Below are 19,077 nucleotides of genomic sequence, written 5' to 3'. Positions count from 1 at the left end.
AGTACTTCAAAGTGGATTCCGCAATAAATGCGGAATGACACAAGAGTAAACATTCGTGAATTCGTGGTTAAAAAAAGAATAAGAGTAAAACACAAGAGTGAGAACAATTTAAAATTCAACACTTAACATTTAATATAACAAAAGAACAAGTCTAAACGCGCAAGTTTCCGAACTCGTGCCGCCAAACAAGCTTTAAAAGTATTGAGAAGTTTCAAATAGAATAATGTGGTTTCAAATAGAAAATTCTGTGAGTACTTCAAAGTGGATTCCGCAATAAATGCGGAATGACACAAGAGTAAACATTCGTGAATTCGTGGTTAAAAAAAGGACAACAGTAATCGCCCAAGAGTGAGAACAATTTAAAATTCAGCACTTAACATTTAACACAACAAAAGAACAAGTCTAAAAGCGAAGCGGTCTAACATCTAACAGCGTAAGCGGTCTAAAAGCGTCAGCGATCTAACATCAAAGTAAATCCAATCGCTTCATCAATTCCGGACGCTTAGAACGACTTACAGGAATCACATCTTTCTTAATTAACACACTATTGTCTTCAATATCAATGATTTTCTTCAAATTGATAATATATGAACGGTGAATTTTCAGGAACAAGGTATCAGGTAATTTTTCCTCAATTTTCTTTAAAGTAGAATGTACCGTATAGTTTTTATCTTCCGTTTTAATATGAATATAATCGCCTTTCGCTTCTACCAAATAAATACTTGGAATGTCAATCTTTATCAAACGACGATCAATATTGATATAAAAATCATTTTCACGCTTCGTTTCAGCCGTATTTTCCTCCGTTTTTTCAGCGAGTAACTGATGTTTTTTTGCTTTTTCGACCGCTTTTTTAAAACGAGCAGATTCTATAGGTTTTAGCAAATAATCTACAATGCATTCGTACTGAAATGCTTCAATAGCAAACTTCGGATCAGACGTTGTTAGTACAATACTCGGTGGGTTTTTGAGTGTTTTTACAAAATCAAATCCTGTAAAATCGGGCATATGAATGTCCAAAAAGATAAGGTCTACTTCATTTTCATTCAAATATTTAATGGCTTGCATCGCATTTGGAAATTCTCCAACCACTTGCAATGAATCTATTTCATCACACAAGGTTTTTATAATCGTTCTAGCCAGTCTTTCATCATCAATAATAATACATCTCATGCCTTAAATAGTTTTTATATACGCCGTAATCGTGTTTAAAATTTCTTCAAAATCAGTTACGCCATCCATGTTTTTTTCACGAAGATTATGCTCGTAAGTATTTGCGAGTTCATAACTTTTTTCAAGTCCCAAAATACTAATTTTGTGCTTAATTTTGTGCACGTTTTCTTCAATTTTTTTGTAGTCTTTTTGAGTTAAACTATCGTAGTAGGCTATTTTTTCTTCTGGAAATTCAGTTTTAATAACATCAATAAGCGTCTTTCGGATGTTTTCATCACCGCGCGCTAATTGTTCTATATAGGTTAAGTTGGGTTGTTCCATTTTTTATTTTCTTAAGGTAAAATAAAATGTTGTTCCTAGGTTTGGTGTGGATTCAATCCAGACGTCACCTTGATAAAGATCGATGATTTTTTTTACAATTGAAAGTCCTATTCCCGTAGATTTGTAATCATTTTGAAGCTTTTGAAAGGCCACAAATATTTTGTCAAAGTATTTTTCTTCAATTCCCTTTCCATTATCCTTCACATAAAATTCCCAGAAATTATTTTTATCGGTATAACCAATTGTAATTTCTCCTTTTGGTTTATCATTAAATTTGATCGCATTTCTAAGCAGGTTTCGAAACAATTCTCCGAGTCGAAAATGATCGCCCGTAACTGTTGGTAATTTTTCTGGAATTGAGATCGTAATATGCTCAGGTACTTCCATAAAAGGGATTACTTTTTGAAGCACCTCATAGGTGTCTACTTTATAAAAATCTTTTTCAACATGACCAATAGAGGAATATCTTAAAATTCCTTTTACTAAAGTGTCCATTTTTTCTACATTGTCACGAATAAGGGTAATGGTATTTTTTCCATCATCATTCAATACACTTTCATAATCTTCCTGAAGCCAATACGTCAATGCATCAATGCTTTGCAGTGGAGATTTTAAATCGTGCGAAACCAAATGCGTATAATCGTTGAGTTCTTGATTTTGACGCTCTAAACTCTTTACCAATTTATCGCGTTGTTCGTTTATTTTTAAAATTTCTTTGGTTTGATTGTCAATGACATCAACTAATTGCATAGAATCTAAGGCAACATTGTCTTGCTTTTCGTCCTGAGGAAATTCGTGTACATTTAAGGTGTCAATCACATTTTGAAGCTTTTTGATCACTTCTTTTTGTGCATCCGATTCTTTTTTAAGTTGCTGATTGGCTTCAAAGAGTTCTTCCGAGCTAATCGCCGTAGCACGTTGTAACATGGCAAACTGCTCATCGGAAGTATTGTACGAACGATTTATAGCATCCAAGAAACGCTCCATTTCAGGATGTGCCTGCAATTCAGCACTTATATATTTTCTAAGTTGTCTTTTTAATAATGAATTCATGTACTCAATACTTGAGATTTAAAATACGTTATAATGAGCTTTTTATATAAACTATTCGCTTATGAGCGTAATGGTCATGGTTTGATTGTGTAATTGACAGGTTTTTTCATCGCTAAAAGGCGCAATTTCACCATAAGAATACAAGCCACAAATTGTGGTATTTTCGCCAACTACTTCAGTCACTTCTTCTATTTCTTCTTCGACACGTTGATCCAATACTAATTTTCGTCCAATACAACTTACCAAAATGGCTAATTCAGGAGCTTTTTTTCGTAATTCTAATGCTTGTACGGCTGCTTTTTCTGAAGCATTGACAATATTATCAACATTGGTCATCATTAACTGTACACGTGAATTTTCGAGAATATCACCTGCCAAAATCATAGAGTTTTCAGCTTCGTTAATATTTAAAATGGTACGAACTATAGATTGTTTTTCATTGGTCGATTTTACCTTGAGCGGATACAACAAAGCTGCCGCAGGCAATTCTTTCGATTTTTCACCTAAATACTTCTTATATAAGTCCAAAGCAGGTTTATGATCCAATTCATACAGCACATTCGCTTCCGACTTTGTCACAATACGTTCAGGTCCAAAAGGCGTCCAACCACCATTGATGGCAAAACTCACATCAAGTGTTTCTCCGTACAATCCAATAGCGACGATTTCTCCCGATTTTGGAATTTCGTTGTATGAGGCAACCGTTTTTTCAAATCGTGCTGCATCGCCACACAAAGCACCTGTAATTAAAACATTTTCTTCGGTAGCAGCATTCATTCCCATGGTCAATTGACTTCCATTGATAAAGCTACCTTCCGAAACAATAAATACATGCTTTAGTCCTTCGGCTGGAAATTGCTCAATAAGTTTTTTTCCCGTTTCATAACTATCAATTTTGGCATCATCCGTTAGCACATTTACCGTTTTAATGCTAAATTGACTCTTCTCAAATTCAATAGCCGTAATCGTAATACTTTCATCATCTACATATTGCGATGTAATATCTCCAGATGTAGAACCAAAGACAAATTCGCCATCATTAAAAAGCGCTTTCACTTCTTCATAAATGCCTTTATCTTCTAACATATATCTGTTTCCAAAAACCAATACAAGCGGATTTTTCAGCGTGCGATTTTCACTCAGATATTCCCAATCGGAAGTCTTTGTTTTTTTAAGTTGTACTGTTTTCATTTTTATTTTTTAATCGTAAAGAAGAACGTTGTGCCTTCTCCAGGCTCACTTTCGAGCCAGATAGTACCTTCATACAAATCGACAATTTTTTTTACGATTGATAATCCGATACCTGTAGATTCTTTGCTTTTATTTAAAGAATGAAAGATTTTGAAAATGCGGTCGTGAAACTTTTTTTCAATACCAATTCCGTTATCACTCACGGAAAATTGATAAAAAGAAGGTTCTTCTACAAAATCAATTTCAATAATTCCTTGATCTTTATTGTTAAACTTTATTGCATTGCTCACTAAGTTTTGAAATAATTGCTGAAACTTGGTAGAATCGCCTTTAACAACAGGCAGTTTTTTCAGCACCTTGATAGAAATATGCTCAGGAACGAATAACAAACGACTTACATCGTCCATTATTTGGTCTAAATATACATATTTTGTTTCATTAATTTCGGAGCCTGCACTCGAATATTCCAAGATGTTTGAAATGAGTTTTTCCATCGTTTCCAAAGTACCTTCAATGAGTGTAAGATTTTGTAGCGTTGGCTCGTCCAGCTTTCCTTCATTGTCCATTTTTATCCAAGAAATCAAGGCGTCAATACTGCGCAATGGCGATTTTAGATCGTGGGAAACTATATGTGCATATTCGTATAACTCGTTGTTGCTTTTTTCGAGTTCTTTGAGGATTTTTTCTTTTTGATTTTCTAAATTTTTCAGTGCTGTAATATCTCTCACAATACCTTGCGCAGCAATGGGTTTTTCATTTTCATCATAAATTAAAGAGGCATTTATTTGAACCCATTTTATTTCTTTTTGCTTGGTAATGATTCGCGCCGTATAATTGGCAAAAGCACCTTCTTTGAGCAGTGTTTTGAAGGATGTAAAAGCGTATTCAGCATCTTTAAAATAGATAAGTCGAACGATATTGAAATTTTCTTGTGCAATATCGTACCCAAAAAAGTCAATAGCAACATTGTTCATTTTTATTACATTTCCTGTAATATCTATGACTACATACGCATCATTAATATTTTTAAAAACGCCTTCGAGCTGTGAGGATTTTTCATTGACAGAAGCTTCTAATTTTGCATTAGAAACTTTAAGCTCTTCTGATAAAACATATAATTCCTTCGATTTATCTTCCAGAATTTTTTCTGCGGCTTTTCTTGCAGCTTTTTCTCTTTTGAGCGCGCGTTGTAATATGTCTATTTTTTCCTGACTCATTCATTTTTCTTAATGATAAACTTTACTTCAGTTCCGTCTTCTTTTATCTTTTCTAGCATAATTTCGGCAGAACTATTGAAGTGTTCAAAGGTTTTGTTCATTAAACCCAATCCAAAATGATGCATAGCTCTGCTCGATTTATAGATCATAGTCAATGAGTTTGCTGTTTTTTCTTGAACAACAAACGTGGGCAATTCAGCGTCAGGGTATATTTTGCGGACTTCTACATGAATATGATTTTCGATAGAAGCTAACATTTCAATAGGATCGTTATATGTTGCTAGCAGTCCGGGATAACTGCTTTCAATAACGCTAAAAAAATGTTCTGCATAGGTAAGTAGTAAATCATCAATAGAGATTTTAGTATGGCTACTTAAGTTTTGTAGCAATTGAAGCATTTCTGAAAAACGATACGTTCCTATTGCAGTATACGCACCTTCAGATTCTAATTTTGATTGTGAAACAATGGTATCTACCATTTCCAATCCAAACTTGTCTTCTACTAAATCTAAAAATTCTGTAAAGATGATTCCTTTCATAGCACAGTTAGGTTAAGTTCACTTAAATACTTTGGGATTATTTACGAGTTCTTAGGGATTTTGGGGGTTTATAGTGTGTTTATGCACTTTTCAATTCGTTGATAGACCAATAGGAAAGTGCGATTTCTATTTTAGAAACATACTCTTCGTATTTTAATGGTTTTAAGATATAGCCAGAAATTCCGATTCGGTAACATTCTAAAATATCTTTTCTATTGTCAGATGTTGTCAAAATCACTGTGGGAATATGTCGTAAATCAGGATCATTTTTTAAAATTGATAAAAACTCTATGCCATTAATTTTTGGCATGTTTAAATCGAGTAAAATGATATCAGGTAGATTTTGTTTCGTTTCTAAAATTGCCAGCGCTTCTTCTGCATTTTTCGCTTCTGTTATTTCATGTTTGGCTTTTAGCAATGAAACCGTACGATTCATCTTCATGATTTCGATCATGTTGTCTTCGATTAATAATACGTTTAATGAATTTTTCATTTCTTTTATTGTATGAGCAATTATGAGTACAATTTTAGTTCATAAAAAATCATTAAAACGTGAATGCAGTCTAACGAAGAATAAGTGTAGACGAAATGCAAAAAAGTGTAGATGAAGATTTTTTGAAATGAGCGATTTTTCGCGAAAACCTGTCATTATTCTGCAAATAAAAAACCCTTACTGACTTACAATAAGGGTTTTATATGCTTATAAATTGTATTTTTTCTTTAATTTATTACTTTCCATCACTGTGTATAATGCATAAAGAAGCAGACCAACAGTGATAAATTTCCAAGTAATTCCGCTAAATACTAATATTGGATTTACTAGATATAACAATAAGTAATAGCCCAAAATAACGGCCAGCGAAGCAAGAATAAAAACGATAGGTTTTTTGGGTAATAAATAGCCAAATACACCCAAAATTAGCGCAATAACCAGATAAAATATGGTATCTGACGTACTCCTGAAATTTGTGTAGACTAAAAAAGCACTTAAAACTTTAAAACCAGCTACGATATAAAGTATAATTTGTGTTCTGGACACTACTTCTTCCGCACTTGCTACTTTTGATATATTGAGCGTTTGCCGTCCAATAAAAATGGCTTTTTCTTTTTCTGTTCCAGCGATTGGAAATTTACAGTCTTCACAAATAATAGCTACTTGTGCTACTTCAGCTCCGCAATGAGGACATTTATTTTGTGCTTCTTGCATATTTTACACGTGTTTTCCTTTTTCCCAACCGTGTTTTCCTAAGTATTGATTTCCACTTTCTACAGCGCCTTCTTCAATAGAAGTTCCCATACTATCATTCCAACGGTTTAAATATCCGAATAATGAAATAACACCTAACATTTCTACAATTTCACCTTCGTTCCAGTGTTTGTATAATTCAGTTTTAATGTCTTCATTCACTGCATTAGGAATGATAGAAGCTGCCAATGAAAAATCAAGTGCAGCACGTTCAGCATCTGAAAATGCTGGATGTGTTTTATATTCCCAAATATTATCTAATTGTTCTTGTTCTGCTCCGTAACGTTCTGCAGCTCTAATAGCGTGTGCTTGACAATAGCGACAACCTGTTGCATTACTACTTACCCAAGCAATCATTCGCTTTAAAGCAGAAGTTACACGACCTTCATTTGCCATAACAGCTTTATTTAGGTTGATAAATGCTTTTGAAATGGCGGGTCTGCGTTGCATAGTCAAAACAGAATTTGGACAAAATCCTAGCGTTTCGTTAAAAAATTCGGCTAATTCTTTGGTTTCCAAATCATGATCTGGATTCAATGGAGTTACTAATGGCATAATCGTATATTTTTAAATTTATTACTTGTATTTTTGAATTCACTTTGCGTGAAAAACTATTTTTTGTATTTCATGCGAATTTAAGCAATTATAAACAAAACGAACTTCAAATATGGGACATAAAATTACGACACAATGGAAAGGAAACATGTTGTTTGAATCCGATAATCCAACGGGACAAACAGTATTGATGGATACTTCACCAGCGAATGGTGGAAATAATGAAGGATTAGGTCCAAAAGCAATGATGTTGTCTTCATTAGCAGGTTGTTCAGGATTGGATGTAGTGTCTATCATGAATAAAATGAAAGTGACTGTGGATGAATTTAAAATGGAAGTAGCTGGCGAACTGACAGAAGAACATCCAAAATACTATCATACAGTTACGCTAGATTATCACTTTTACGGGAAAGATTTAAACGAAAAAAAGATTCAACGTGCAGTAGATTTATCGGTAGAAACGTATTGCGGCGTTATGGAAATGTTTCGTCGTTTTGCAAAAGTGGAAACCAATACGTATTTTCACAGTTCTTAATTCCGTAGTATAATTTTCCTCAGTTTTATTTAGAAACCACATTTTGATGCGTTCAAGATGAAGAAAATTGTATCAGGAATTAGTGATCACAAATGAAGATATATACAAGTATTAAAAAAGGAGATTTTCATACAAATCATTGTGAAGATGCTCTCGTTTCTACAAAAATTGGAGAAAGTAAAGTCCTTATTGCAGTCATGGATGGCTGTTCAATGGGAACGGAAAGTCATTTTGCATCTACGATAATTTCAAAGATTCTTAGAAAAATTAGTCAAGAATTATTTTATACCGAGTTTTTAAAACTTCAGGAAAAGACATTGAAAGATGTCCTTCATAAAATAATGGAAACCTTGTACAAAGAATTGAAATACATTAAAAACCATCTAAGTCTTGAAACAGCCGAATTGTTAAGTACACTCATATTGTGCGTATATGACAAAGCCACCAAAGAAGCCGAGCTTATTGCGGTTGGAGATGGATTGATCGTTTATAACCAAACGATTATGGAATACGAACAAGGAGATAAACCTGATTATTTTGCTTATCACTTACAAGAAGATTTTACTTCTTGGTATGAGAATTTTGATCAGAAGTTATCTTTAAAAAATGTAGATGATGTAAGTATTATGACAGATGGAATCTATACGTTTAAACGCTTAGGTCAACGTACAGATTACGAAGAAACTACAGAAATGATTGATTATTTGGCTATTGATCAAAATGCTACCAATCATGAAGATATGTTACAAGGAAAAATGATTTTTTTAGAAAAAGAGAAATTGTTGAAACCCATGGACGATCTGGCAATTATTAGAATAATAAACCAAGAATAAAATTAGATTTTTGTTGGATCAGCAATCGTCACTTCGAGTGAATTTGTGTAACAAATTTGTATCGAGAAGTATTTTAAAACAAAAAGTATATTTTGAATACTGTAGTAGATCTCGATACAAAATTCTTTCAGAATTCCACTCGATCAGACGTTTTGGGATTCAAATGTTTGTAGAGAAACGAAAACGTCACTTCGAGTGATTTTTCATAGAAAAATAGTATCGAGAAGTACTCTGAAACTAGAACTAAATCAGGAAAATGAAACAATCGTATGTATACATCTTAAAATGCGCTGATAACTCATATTATACTGGAGTTACTTCAAACCTTGAACAACGATTTGAACAACATCAAAGCGGATTCTATAAAAATTGTTACACATACTTACGTAGACCATTGTCTTTAGTTTTTTACGCTTCTTTTACAGATATTAACATGGCAATTGATACTGAGAAACAAATTAAAAAATGGTCGCGCGCTAAAAAAGAAGCTTTAATTAATGATGCGTATGAAGCTTTACCTAATTTAGCCAAAAAGAAATTTAGAATAAACGAGTAGATCTCGATACAAAAACTCTTAGGAGTTTTCACTCGATCAGACGTTTGGAGTTTATAGAGAAACAAGAACGTCACTTCGAGTGAATTTGTGCAACAAATTTGTATCGAGAAGTATTTTGAAGCGAAAAAGTATATTGTGATTTTCTCAGTAGATCTCGATACAAAAACTCTTGGGAGTTTTCACTCGATCAGACGATTGGAATTTATAGAGAAACAAAAACGTCACTTCGAGTGAATTTTTACAACAAATTTGTATCGAGAAGTACTTTGAAGCGAAAAAGTATATTGTGATTTTCTCAGTAGATCTCGATACATAAACTCTTGGGAGTTTTCACTCGATCAGACGTTTGGAATTTATAGAGAAACAAGAACGTCACTTCGAGTGAATTTGCGCAACAAATTTGTATCGAGAAGTACTTTGAAACGAAAAATAGTAGAATAACAAACCAAGAATAAAATTAGATTTTGAAACGAAACAAAAAAGTAAAAATCTAAACAGAACAAACATGCGTTGGACATTAAAACCAAAACCAGAAACACATAAAATCAAACACCTTATGGAAGTGTTGCAAGTAGACGAAATTGTCGCAACACTTTTATTGCAAAGAGGAATTGAAACCTTTGAAGAGGCAAAAAACTTCTTTCGCCCTACTATTGAACAGATTCACGATCCGTTTTTGATGAAAGATATGGACAGCGCTGTGGCGCGAATTGATAAAGCAATTGCTGATGAAGAAAATATTTTGGTGTATGGCGATTATGATGTAGATGGAACTACTTCTGTAGCATTGGTTTCTTCCTATTTAAAGACGATTTATCCAAATGTAGCTACGTATATTCCAGATCGTTATGAAGAAGGTTATGGAGTGTCGTTTCAAGGAATTGACTATGCTTCTGATAATGATATTTCGTTAATTATTACGCTCGATTGCGGAATTAAAGCGATTGATAAAGTAGCATACGCCACCGAAAAAGGAATTGATATTGTGATTTGTGATCATCACCGACCAGGAAGCGAATTGCCAAAAGCAGTCGCAGTTTTAGATCCGAAACGAGATGATTGTACCTATCCGTATGATGAATTGTGTGGTTGTGGAGTTGGATTTAAGTTGATCCAGGCATTAGGTTCAAAAAGAGGGCAAACAGTGACGGACTTGTTTCCATATTTAGATTTGGTAGCCACTGCAATTGCGGCCGATATTGTTCCTGTAACTGGCGAAAATAGAACACTAGCACATTTTGGAATGAAAGTGATTAATTCCAAACCGAGAGCAGGTATCCAAGCGATTATCAATCAGCTAAAAAAAGATAGTTTAACGATTACGGATGTGGTTTTTGTGATTGCACCGCGAATCAATGCGGCAGGAAGAATTAGTCACGGATTGCACGCGGTAGAATTGCTTACCGAGAACGATCTGGAAGTTGCCAAACAATACGCAGCGTCCATTGAAGCCTTTAATTCTGAACGACGCACGCTTGATCAGGAAATTACGAAAGAAGCTTTTCAACAAATAGAAAAATTAGAAGAACAAGAACGCTCTACCACGGTTGTATACGATGAAAATTGGCACAAAGGTGTCATTGGAATTGTGGCTTCACGCTTGATAGAAACCTATTATCGTCCGACGTTGGTTTTTACCAAAAGTGGTGAAAAATTAGCAGCTTCTGCACGCTCTGTCAAAGGTTTTGATGTATACAATGCCTTGGAACAGTGCAAAGAACACTTAATTCAGTTTGGCGGTCACAAATATGCCGCAGGATTGACCTTGAAAGAAGAAAATTACCAAGCATTTAAAGATGCGTTTGAAGAAGTGGTGAAAAATACGATCGATAAAAATCTACTCACACCCGAAATTTTGATTGATAAAGAGATCACACTTCAAGAAATAACACCAAGATTTTATCGAATTCTCAAACAATTTGCGCCATTTGGTCCGCAAAACATGAGTCCCATTTTTATGAGTACACAATTGCAAGATACAGGTTGGGCAAAATGTGTTGGCGCCGATGAAGATCATTTAAAACTGAGTGCCGTACAACGAAAATCACCAAGAATCAATGGAATTGGTTTCAATTTAGGCGATAAGCTATCTAAAGTACAAAACAAAAAACCATTTGATGCGGTATATTCTGTAGATGAAAATACATGGAATGGAGAAACGACGTTGCAATTACGATTGCGAGATATTCGGTAGTTTTCAATCATAAATTTTATGTTTTTAAATAGAATTTGATTTGTTAAGCGTCACATCGAGTGGATTTGTAGAACAAATTTGTATCGAGATGTACTTTGATAACTTAACTTTCAAAAGTATCCTAATATTAAAAGAAGCACGTTTTACATCGAAGTAGTTCTTGATACATTTTATCTCCATTTTATTTCGATAAAACACTCGAACTGACGTTTGAAACGAAGATTTAATTGTGCATAAGAGATAGTTTGTGGATATATTTATAAATAATTAAATACTATTTAATTTGTGAATTCGTGACAAAAGAAGTGCAATAAAAAGGCTTTTGAGTATTGAGTGTTTAACCACGAATACACGAATATTTTTAAAGAGTATTTGTTAGTTGTATGATACGATTAAACTTTTATGAAACTCATATTTAAATACTAAGTTCAGCACAAAACCGTTTCTATGAAATGAAAACAACCTTTCAACTTTTTATATTTCTAACATCTTCATTTTTATTTTCGCAGAATTTAGTCTTAAACCCAAGTTTTGAAGACTGTATGCATTGCGAACGATCGATGGGACAATTTGACAAGAACGTGACTGATTGGAGTACGCCTAGTAAAGGTTCTACAGATTATTTTAATTATAAAGGAAAGAAAAATTACAATCATTACAACGGATATCAAAAGTCAAGAACCGGAATTGCACATGCAGGAATTTATGTGTTTACAGAAAAAAATTATCGAGAATATGTTCAAGGAACTCTAAAAGAAACTTTAGAAAAAGGAAAGGAATACACGGTTACGTTTTATGTGAGCTTGGCCGAAAAATCTACGAAAGCCACGACCGATTTAGATATTTTATTTACGGAAGAAAAGTTGGTTAAGTGTTATCATTCTAACTACTGTGAGAAACAAATTAAACCTAAAAAGGCAACCGATAAAAAGTTTCGTAAAGTTGAAATTGATCGTGAACGTTTCTATCGTGAGAAACTAGGTTGGACAAAAATTTCCTTTACGTATACAGCATCAGGTTTTGAAAACTATTTTTCTATTGGGAATTTTAATTCGAATTGGAAAACAAATAAAATACAAATACAACGTGCGCAAGAATACGAGTTTGCGTATTATTATATTGATGATGTTTCTATTGCATCTGTAGACAGTGAAATAATGCTTCCGCCAGAAGAACAACCAGAAATACTAAAAGTTGAAACTGTTATAAAGGAGGATGAAATTTATACGTTTAACGATGTGCTGTTTGAATTTGACAAAGCAATTTTAGTAGAAACTTCGGTAAAAGAGCTAGACGAGTTGTATGCATACTTGGAAAAAAGCCCTTTGCTTACGATTGAAATCTATGGACATACAGACAATATTGGCAGCGTAAGAAGAAATAAAGAATTATCTTTACATCGTGCAAAAGCAGTTTCAGAGTATTTAATTTCTAAAGGATTGGAAGCATCACGAATTAAATGGTTTGGGTTTGGAAGTTCAAAACCAGTAGTTCCAAATTATACAGCTGCACAACGAAAGAAAAACAGACGAGTAGAATTCAAGTTGAATTCTGAATAACCAATTCATGCAAAAACTAGATCCTTACGCAGCTTTACGATTCAAAGAATTCAACATCTTCTTATTAGTACGCTTCTTTTTGGTCTTCGGTTGGTCTATGCAATTTATGGTCATTGAATGGCAAGTGTATCAAATTACAGGCGATCCTATGTCATTGGCATATATCGGATTGGCAGAAGCAATTCCGGCAGTTTCTATGGCATTATTGGCGGGTCATATTGTAGATCAGCGGGAAAAACGAAATTTGTTACTAACCTGTATTGCTTTTTTCTCTATCATAAGCTTAGGATTATTTTTATTGACTTGGCCAGAAGTTATAGGCGATTGGTCGCAAAACACCGTATTGTTCTGCATTTATATTTTAGTATTTTTTGGCGGATTTTTACGATCGTTTTTTGGGCCAACCATTTTCTCTCTAGTAGCATTGCTTGTTCCTAAAAAAATCTATCCAAATGCCGCAACGTGGAGTAGTTCTACTTGGCAAATGGCAAGTATTTTAGGGAAAACTTTTGCAGGATTTACGATTTATTGGATTGGAGTTCATTATTCTTTATGCATTGTATTTGGAATGGTCGTATTGTCTTTTGGATTATTATCATTAATCCCGAAGAAGCCAATTATGAATCCAAAAATTGGAGAAGATGTTTGGGAAAGTCTAAAAGAAGGAATCAATTTTGTACGAAACGAACCATCTGTGTTAGGAGCGCTGACTTTAGATATGATTGCGGTACTATTTGGAGGTGCGGTAGCATTATTGCCAATTTTTGCCACAGACATATTAGGTGTAGGCGCGCTTGGATATGGCTTTTTAAGCGCAGCAACTTCCGTTGGAGCTATATTAACCATGTTGGTCACTGCGTATATTCCGATTACTAAAAACGCTGGAATGAAACTACTTGTTGCCATCTTCGGATTTGGAATTTGTATCATCATCTTCGGATTGTCTAATATATTTTGGGTATCCTTAGTAGCCTTGTTCTTTAGTGGTGTCACTGATGGCGTTTCAATGGTCATTCGTCAAACGATTTTACAACTCAAAACACCAGATGAAATGCGTGGACGTGTAGCTGCCGTAAACTCTATGTTTGTAGGTTCGTCTAATGAATTGGGCGCGTTTGAAAGTGGTGTAGCTGCAAAATTGATGGGAACAGCAACCGCCGTAGTATTTGGTGGAACCATGACCTTAATTACAGTAGTTACGACTGGACTCGTTTCTCCATCCTTCCGTAAACTAGATTTGACAAAAGATTTAGAAGAGCATCAAGGCGCAAAAGACATGTAAATAGGTATAATTACTGGCGTATTTCGTTCAATCTATTCACCAATTCATCTTTTATGGAACTATCAGAAGCGCTTAATGGCAATTGATTTGCGTTTAATAAATTAGGATTTTCAAAAGGATTTTCACTTAAATTATAGAACGCTTCTTCTCCATCTGAAAATAAAATATACTTGTGTGTAGCATTTCTAATCGTATAATCTGATCCATTATCTCTACTAATTTCTGTATACGTATAATCGCGTGTATCAGTATTTGTAGTTGTAAGTAACTCTTTAAAGCTTTTGCTATCGTTTATTTCGAAAGTTCCAGAACCAGCAATATCAGCTATGGTTGCAAACAAATCGGTTGTATTTACGAGTGCATCTTCAACGGTATTAAATCTGCCAACATCTTTTCCAGAAACAATCATAGGAACATTGACGCCACCTTGATATACCGTTCCTTTGGCACGTTGCGAAATATATTGCTGCACAACTGCATTTGGAGTGCCATTATCTCCAATAAAAATGACAATAGTATTTTCTCTTTCTTCAGCAGACATAGAATTCAGCAATCGACCAATTTCGGAATCCATAGCTTCTAACATTGCCATATAATACGGAATCGGATTGGCATCAATACTTGCTTGATCTGTAGGCAAGTTTCCTTGAGTATGCAACTCATTTGGTGGCAAATGAAAAGGTGTATGTGGCGCATTATAGGCTAACCATAAAAACCAAGGATTAGATTGGTCAGCAATCCAATCAATTGCTAAATCCGTAAATTTTGTGGTCGTGTATTCGGTAGAATTTGAAGTTTGCTGATTCTCTGTGAGATTCCAATTCCAATACGATTGTACGCCACCAGATAATAAACCTGCATAATAATCAATTCCCATAGCTGTAGGATGTGAAGCACTTGATGATAAGTGCCACTTTCCAATAACGGCGTTGGAATATTCGGGACTATTTGCTGCTAAAAATTGTTGCAATGAAGTTTCTGAAGTTGACAATACATCACCAACATTCAATACATTGGTTCTAAAACCATACTTTCCTGTTAAAATACTTGATCTGGTAGGTGTACATGTCGGATTTGACCATAAGTTTGAAAATCGAACACCACTATTGATCATGTTTTGCAAATTAGGCATGTTTGGTTTTATGGTGCCTACATCAAAACCAGGTGTTGCATCCAATCCCATATCATCTGCAATGATCAATAAAATATTGGGTTTGCTTGAGCTAGGATCTGATGGAGTTTCTGTAGGAGCCTCTGCTACAGTTGAGGTTATAGTATCGTCATTTCCACAAGCAAAAAAAAGTAAAGAAAAGAGAGCAATAACAATGATTTTGGGAGTGTTCATAAAGTAAGATTTGGATATAAGACCTTAAATCTACCAAATGGTTTATATATTAATATAAATTTTATTTAGACTAATTATAAATAATTGTATATTTGAAACTTCAAATTAAAAGTCATGAGCGATATACAACGTATTTACCACAATAATATTGGAATTGCTTTTCAATGGAAGCAAGATTTAGCTAAAAATAGACACGATCACTACCAAGTTATTTTTAGAGATACAGGTTTTTATTTGACATTATCGCAGCTAGAAAATTTTTCTAAGTTAGTACAACAAGCTGTTTCTCGTGGTTGTTGTTCAGAATGTAAAGCCAATAATAATTGTCGTTCTATTTTGTTAAAAACTCCAGCAGCAAATGTAGATTTAGCAGTTTCTGAACAAGAATTAGATTCCATTTCCGATTTGATGGAAGGCACGTTGTTTCAAATTAAACTCGATCATTATTTGAAGGATGTGTGTAGTAATTAGACCTTTCTTTTATTATTTTGAATGCTAAATGTTGAATTTTAAATTATTTCTATTCACATTCTCAAACCGTCAGATCGAGTGATTTTTTGTAGAAAAATTGTATCGAGATTTACTTTGAAACTTAGACTTTACTTCAAAAATTGTCTTTAATCTAAATATCTTGGCTCTATTTTTACCACAAATTCACGAATATTTTTTGATAGATGACTTCGCTTTTAGATTTATTAGAAACGTCATAATAAACAAAGTGAAACTATCTTTTTCTTAAGTAACAGATTACTTCGTCATACTTCCTCGTAATGACGTATTGAACATGTTAAATATCTACTTCAAATTTCTTCAAAGAAAGCGTTTTCCCATCAAATTCTCCGTAGGTATAATAGTGAATCCAATCGCCAAGATTTACATAGCGACTTTTCTCGTTGAGGTCAATTTCTAAAGGCAAATGACGATGTCCGAATACAAAATAATTGTAGTGTTTGGTTTCTAGTTTGCGTTTGCAATATTGTACCAACCATTCGTTTTCTTCTCCTAAAAACTTGGCATCTTCATCACCAGAAATCAGTTTATTTTTTACCGACATATATTGTCCCAATCGCATGCCTAGATCAGGATGTAGCCAACGAAAACACCATTTGAAAAAAGGAAAGGTAAATACTTTTTTCATGCGTTTATACCCTTTGTCTCCGGGACCTAATCCGTCACCGTGGCCAATAAAAAAAGTAGTTTCGTTAAATGTAAATTCTTGTGGTTTATGATATACAGGAATGTTCAATTCTTTCTCAAAATAATCACGCATCCACAAATCATGATTTCCTACAAAAAAGTAAATTGGAATGCCTTTATCACTCAGATCGGCTAATTTTCCAAGCACACGCACAAATCCTTTAGGAACTACGGTTTTATATTCAAACCAGAAATCAAATAAATCACCCAACAAAAAAATAGCGGCTGCATCATGCTCAATTTCATTCAGCCAAGCCACAAATTTTTTCTCTCTCGGAAAGCTCGCTTCTGCAGTTGGTGCGCCTAAGTGATTATCGGAGGAGAAGTATATTTTTTTTCCTTCAGGAATGTTCATGTTGTAAATATAAGAATTCTTGTATTCCTATGAAGATGGGAATCTTTTTCTATGCAATGTATCGTTTTCATATAAAAAGGTACTCAATCAAGTTGAGTACTGCGCTTCGCTAGTTATCGCTCGCAAACCATTCTGCACAAGACGAATCGGTTTCTTGCAGGCGCAATGAAAACAATTTGATAGTATCAGGAAGTCTATTTTTGATTTTCGCAGCAAAATCGATCACCATATTTTCGCTTGTTGGTTGATAATCTGCCAAAATTACATTGTGTCCTTCGCCACGCATTGTCAATGCTAAAGATTTATGTGGTGTATTTTGGTTGAATACAATGGCATGGTCAAATACATCAACTACTTCTTCTTTTACGATTTTTTTCAGATCGCTAAAATCAATCACCATTCCCCATTTTACATTCGTATTGTCTGTAATAGGAGTTCCAATCACGGTTACAGAGAGTTTATAACTGTGTCCGTGTACATTTTTACATTTCCCGTCATAGCCGTATAAAGCATGACCGGTTTCAAAATTAAATTGCTTTGTAATGCGAATTTTACTCATTTTCATTTTCAATTAATGCGCAAAGATAGTTTTTTATTGGATTTGTTGTTTGCTTTTAGGTGTTAGGTCTTCGTTTTTTTGGATTTATGATTCTTTGCTTGTCATTCCTGCGTAGGCAGGAATCTATCTATATTTTCATTTAGAAGGTTTGTTGTTGTAAAAAAGTATAATTTTAATTCTGAAAATACACTTCTGGAATTTGTTCTTTTACATTTTTAAATGGAAAGTCAAGATCTTCAATGGGAGTTTCTTCAAAAGACAGAAAATGTGGAATTGAGATGTTTTGAATCACCTTTTTTGGATGCAACGAATTTATATGTAAACGCTGTTTCTTATTCAATTTTTTATAAGATACGTTGTATGTTTTTCTACTAGCATTTTCTCGTATTCGAATATATTCACTATTGACAGCATCATTAAATTGTAAATAATGTTTGTAATCTGATTCTAAATCAAAAAGAACAATCAATATTTTATGTTGAGAAATGGCTTTTTCAATTTTATCAGAAAAGGCGTCATACGTATATTTTTCTTTTTCATAATAAAATTCATTTTTAATCAGAAACGCGTATACTTCTTCCTCGAAGGTAAAGTCGTTTAGTGAATAAAAAAGACCACTATGCATTCTTGGTTGATATAACTTGCCGTTTACTTTTTGATCGTAATTTGCATTGTAAATAAGTGAAAGCTTTTGTTCTTGTTGAGTAGAAATAGATTTTATGGAATCTTTAAAGACTTTATAATCAATAGAATTTACGGTGTATAAAGTTCTGGAATCTACTTTTTGCAATTCTAAGAAAAACTTTTCTAAATCTCTTGTAGAGGTATTTTTATCACATATAAATAATGTATGAGGAGGATCATATTCTCCGCCGCTACAAGAAGTAGAAGAAGAAATAAAATGTTTGATATCTGAAAAAGAACCATACTTATCGTTTAGTAAAAATGCAGATTCGTTAGTATTTGGTTTTTTGCCATAGGAGATATAATACATATTTGCATCTTGATGAATTTCAATGGCACTTTCAGATTTAATATTGGGTAATTTTATCTCTAAAGGCGAATAGATGGTTTCCTTAAAACAACGATTGCCGTTAAAAATTATGGAATCTTTGAAAATAGAAGTAGAGAAAGTTTGTCCAGCAAAGTGTAGGCTGTTATTTGTAATTTTTACTGGAAAAGAATTCCAATAACTTCCAGCTTTACTTAAATAAATGCTGTCTGCATCTATCTTTAAATACACAGGATTTAAACCATTATGACCATAAACATACCAAGTTCCATAATACTGCTCTTTTTTAGAACAGGAAAATAATATGATTGAAGCGATACAGAATAGGATGATTTTCTTCATTGGAATACTGTTG

At 33.7% G+C, this 19,077-nt stretch carries 20 protein-coding genes; 7 read left to right on the top strand and 13 right to left on the bottom strand.

Annotated features, from left to right (window positions below; translation table 11 throughout):
* Positions 1-465: 465 nt before the first annotated feature.
* The 9 genes from Q0845_RS04715 to Q0845_RS04675 all read right to left on the bottom strand — a co-directional run bounded on the left by Q0845_RS04715 (position 466) and on the right by Q0845_RS04675 (position 7,295).
* On the bottom strand, positions 466-1,173 hold the full coding sequence (locus Q0845_RS04715) for a LytTR family DNA-binding domain-containing protein (RefSeq protein WP_298509897.1): 708 nt from the start codon (positions 1,171-1,173) through the stop codon (positions 466-468).
* Between the two features lie 3 nt (positions 1,174-1,176).
* Entirely contained in the window at positions 1,177-1,494 is a 318-nt protein-coding gene (locus Q0845_RS04710) for an Hpt domain-containing protein (RefSeq protein WP_298509894.1), read from the bottom strand.
* 3 nt (positions 1,495-1,497) lie between these two features.
* Positions 1,498-2,547 carry an ATP-binding protein gene (locus Q0845_RS04705; protein ID WP_298509892.1) on the bottom strand — a complete coding sequence of 350 codons (1,050 nt, stop codon included), beginning with the start codon at positions 2,545-2,547 and terminating at the stop codon, positions 1,498-1,500.
* Positions 2,548-2,598: 51 nt separating this feature from the next.
* Positions 2,599-3,738 (bottom strand): FIST N-terminal domain-containing protein, encoded by a 1,140-nt coding sequence (locus Q0845_RS04700; RefSeq protein ID WP_298509889.1) that lies wholly within the window; start codon positions 3,736-3,738, stop codon positions 2,599-2,601.
* Between the two features lie 2 nt (positions 3,739-3,740).
* Positions 3,741-4,955 (bottom strand): ATP-binding protein, encoded by a 1,215-nt coding sequence (locus Q0845_RS04695; RefSeq protein WP_298509886.1) that lies wholly within the window; start codon positions 4,953-4,955, stop codon positions 3,741-3,743.
* The gene (locus Q0845_RS04690) at positions 4,952-5,494 is read right to left on the bottom strand and encodes a heme NO-binding domain-containing protein (RefSeq protein ID WP_298509882.1); all 543 of its coding nucleotides are present in this window, start codon (positions 5,492-5,494) and stop codon (positions 4,952-4,954) included. Before Q0845_RS04690 ends, Q0845_RS04695 begins: the two co-directional genes overlap by 4 nt.
* Before the next feature lie 79 nt (positions 5,495-5,573).
* Positions 5,574-5,987 carry a response regulator gene (locus tag Q0845_RS04685; protein ID WP_298509879.1) on the bottom strand — a complete coding sequence of 138 codons (414 nt, stop codon included), beginning with the start codon at positions 5,985-5,987 and terminating at the stop codon, positions 5,574-5,576.
* Between the two features lie 207 nt (positions 5,988-6,194).
* Positions 6,195-6,701 (bottom strand): hypothetical protein, encoded by a 507-nt coding sequence (locus Q0845_RS04680; protein WP_298509877.1) that lies wholly within the window; start codon positions 6,699-6,701, stop codon positions 6,195-6,197.
* A gap of 3 nt (positions 6,702-6,704) precedes the next feature.
* Positions 6,705-7,295 carry a carboxymuconolactone decarboxylase family protein gene (locus tag Q0845_RS04675; protein WP_046755002.1) on the bottom strand — a complete coding sequence of 197 codons (591 nt, stop codon included), beginning with the start codon at positions 7,293-7,295 and terminating at the stop codon, positions 6,705-6,707.
* A 112-nt stretch (positions 7,296-7,407) separates the two neighbouring features.
* Between Q0845_RS04675 and Q0845_RS04670 the strand changes: the two genes are divergently transcribed.
* From Q0845_RS04670 to Q0845_RS04645, 6 genes are all read left to right on the top strand, one after another.
* On the top strand, positions 7,408-7,830 hold the full coding sequence (locus Q0845_RS04670; protein WP_298509871.1) for an OsmC family protein: 423 nt from the start codon (positions 7,408-7,410) through the stop codon (positions 7,828-7,830).
* A 92-nt stretch (positions 7,831-7,922) separates the two neighbouring features.
* The gene (locus tag Q0845_RS04665) at positions 7,923-8,663 is read left to right on the top strand and encodes a protein phosphatase 2C domain-containing protein (protein ID WP_298509868.1); all 741 of its coding nucleotides are present in this window, start codon (positions 7,923-7,925) and stop codon (positions 8,661-8,663) included.
* Between the two features lie 256 nt (positions 8,664-8,919).
* Positions 8,920-9,219 carry a GIY-YIG nuclease family protein gene (locus Q0845_RS04660; RefSeq protein WP_298509865.1) on the top strand — a complete coding sequence of 100 codons (300 nt, stop codon included), beginning with the start codon at positions 8,920-8,922 and terminating at the stop codon, positions 9,217-9,219.
* 505 nt (positions 9,220-9,724) lie between these two features.
* A complete protein-coding gene (recJ, locus tag Q0845_RS04655) occupies positions 9,725-11,413 on the top strand; it encodes a single-stranded-DNA-specific exonuclease RecJ (RefSeq protein ID WP_298509862.1) in 1,689 nt (562 codons plus the stop codon).
* Positions 11,414-11,865: 452 nt separating this feature from the next.
* Positions 11,866-12,972 carry an OmpA family protein gene (locus Q0845_RS04650; RefSeq protein WP_298509859.1) on the top strand — a complete coding sequence of 369 codons (1,107 nt, stop codon included), beginning with the start codon at positions 11,866-11,868 and terminating at the stop codon, positions 12,970-12,972.
* A gap of 7 nt (positions 12,973-12,979) precedes the next feature.
* Positions 12,980-14,254 (top strand): MFS transporter, encoded by a 1,275-nt coding sequence (locus tag Q0845_RS04645; protein WP_298509856.1) that lies wholly within the window; start codon positions 12,980-12,982, stop codon positions 14,252-14,254.
* A gap of 10 nt (positions 14,255-14,264) precedes the next feature.
* On the opposite strand, the gene Q0845_RS04640 is transcribed toward Q0845_RS04645, so the two are convergent.
* Entirely contained in the window at positions 14,265-15,599 is a 1,335-nt protein-coding gene (locus tag Q0845_RS04640; protein ID WP_298509853.1) for a sulfatase-like hydrolase/transferase, read from the bottom strand.
* A 114-nt stretch (positions 15,600-15,713) separates the two neighbouring features.
* On the opposite strand from Q0845_RS04640, the gene Q0845_RS04635 reads away from it, so the two are divergent.
* Positions 15,714-16,070, top strand: a complete 357-nt coding sequence (locus Q0845_RS04635; RefSeq protein WP_298509850.1) for a DUF6686 family protein — start codon at positions 15,714-15,716, stop codon at positions 16,068-16,070.
* Positions 16,071-16,386: 316 nt separating this feature from the next.
* Here Q0845_RS04635 and Q0845_RS04630 read toward each other — a convergent pair whose 3' ends face one another.
* From Q0845_RS04630 to Q0845_RS04620, 3 genes are all read right to left on the bottom strand, one after another.
* Positions 16,387-17,151 carry a UDP-2,3-diacylglucosamine diphosphatase gene (locus Q0845_RS04630; RefSeq protein ID WP_298509848.1) on the bottom strand — a complete coding sequence of 255 codons (765 nt, stop codon included), beginning with the start codon at positions 17,149-17,151 and terminating at the stop codon, positions 16,387-16,389.
* A 109-nt stretch (positions 17,152-17,260) separates the two neighbouring features.
* Positions 17,261-17,710: a 6-carboxytetrahydropterin synthase gene (locus tag Q0845_RS04625; protein ID WP_298509846.1), complete on the bottom strand. Its 450-nt coding sequence runs from the start codon at positions 17,708-17,710 to the stop codon at positions 17,261-17,263.
* 172 nt (positions 17,711-17,882) lie between these two features.
* The gene (locus tag Q0845_RS04620; protein ID WP_298509843.1) at positions 17,883-19,064 is read right to left on the bottom strand and encodes a hypothetical protein; all 1,182 of its coding nucleotides are present in this window, start codon (positions 19,062-19,064) and stop codon (positions 17,883-17,885) included.
* Positions 19,065-19,077: the final 13 nt, after the last annotated feature.

The organism is uncultured Kordia sp., assembly GCF_947489565.1.
Lineage (GTDB): Bacteria > Bacteroidota > Bacteroidia > Flavobacteriales > Flavobacteriaceae > Kordia.
Note: the sequence above shows the minus strand (reverse complement) of the source record. Positions and strands in the feature narration are given on the sequence as shown.

Excerpts from the sequence above, each read along its gene's own strand:
- Q0845_RS04715 (WP_298509897.1), bottom strand. The coding sequence starts at position 1,173 with ATGAGATGTATTATTATTGATGATGAAAGACTGGCTAGAACGATTATA.
- Q0845_RS04660 (WP_298509865.1), top strand. The coding sequence starts at position 8,920 with ATGAAACAATCGTATGTATACATCTTAAAATGCGCTGATAACTCATAT.
- Q0845_RS04625 (WP_298509846.1), bottom strand. The coding sequence starts at position 17,710 with ATGAGTAAAATTCGCATTACAAAGCAATTTAATTTTGAAACCGGTCAT.
- recJ (WP_298509862.1), top strand. The coding sequence starts at position 9,725 with ATGCGTTGGACATTAAAACCAAAACCAGAAACACATAAAATCAAACAC.
- Q0845_RS04620 (WP_298509843.1), bottom strand. The coding sequence starts at position 19,064 with ATGAAGAAAATCATCCTATTCTGTATCGCTTCAATCATATTATTTTCC.
- Q0845_RS04680 (WP_298509877.1), bottom strand. The coding sequence starts at position 6,701 with ATGCAAGAAGCACAAAATAAATGTCCTCATTGCGGAGCTGAAGTAGCA.
- Q0845_RS04670 (WP_298509871.1), top strand. The coding sequence starts at position 7,408 with ATGGGACATAAAATTACGACACAATGGAAAGGAAACATGTTGTTTGAA.
- Q0845_RS04645 (WP_298509856.1), top strand. The coding sequence starts at position 12,980 with ATGCAAAAACTAGATCCTTACGCAGCTTTACGATTCAAAGAATTCAAC.
- Q0845_RS04635 (WP_298509850.1), top strand. The coding sequence starts at position 15,714 with ATGAGCGATATACAACGTATTTACCACAATAATATTGGAATTGCTTTT.
- Q0845_RS04690 (WP_298509882.1), bottom strand. The coding sequence starts at position 5,494 with ATGAAAGGAATCATCTTTACAGAATTTTTAGATTTAGTAGAAGACAAG.
- Q0845_RS04685 (WP_298509879.1), bottom strand. The coding sequence starts at position 5,987 with ATGAAAAATTCATTAAACGTATTATTAATCGAAGACAACATGATCGAA.
- Q0845_RS04700 (WP_298509889.1), bottom strand. The coding sequence starts at position 3,738 with ATGAAAACAGTACAACTTAAAAAAACAAAGACTTCCGATTGGGAATAT.
- Q0845_RS04705 (WP_298509892.1), bottom strand. The coding sequence starts at position 2,547 with ATGAATTCATTATTAAAAAGACAACTTAGAAAATATATAAGTGCTGAA.
- Q0845_RS04630 (WP_298509848.1), bottom strand. The coding sequence starts at position 17,151 with ATGAACATTCCTGAAGGAAAAAAAATATACTTCTCCTCCGATAATCAC.
- Q0845_RS04710 (WP_298509894.1), bottom strand. The coding sequence starts at position 1,494 with ATGGAACAACCCAACTTAACCTATATAGAACAATTAGCGCGCGGTGAT.
- Q0845_RS04665 (WP_298509868.1), top strand. The coding sequence starts at position 7,923 with ATGAAGATATATACAAGTATTAAAAAAGGAGATTTTCATACAAATCAT.
- Q0845_RS04640 (WP_298509853.1), bottom strand. The coding sequence starts at position 15,599 with ATGAACACTCCCAAAATCATTGTTATTGCTCTCTTTTCTTTACTTTTT.
- Q0845_RS04675 (WP_046755002.1), bottom strand. The coding sequence starts at position 7,295 with ATGCCATTAGTAACTCCATTGAATCCAGATCATGATTTGGAAACCAAA.
- Q0845_RS04695 (WP_298509886.1), bottom strand. The coding sequence starts at position 4,955 with ATGAGTCAGGAAAAAATAGACATATTACAACGCGCGCTCAAAAGAGAA.
- Q0845_RS04650 (WP_298509859.1), top strand. The coding sequence starts at position 11,866 with ATGAAAACAACCTTTCAACTTTTTATATTTCTAACATCTTCATTTTTA.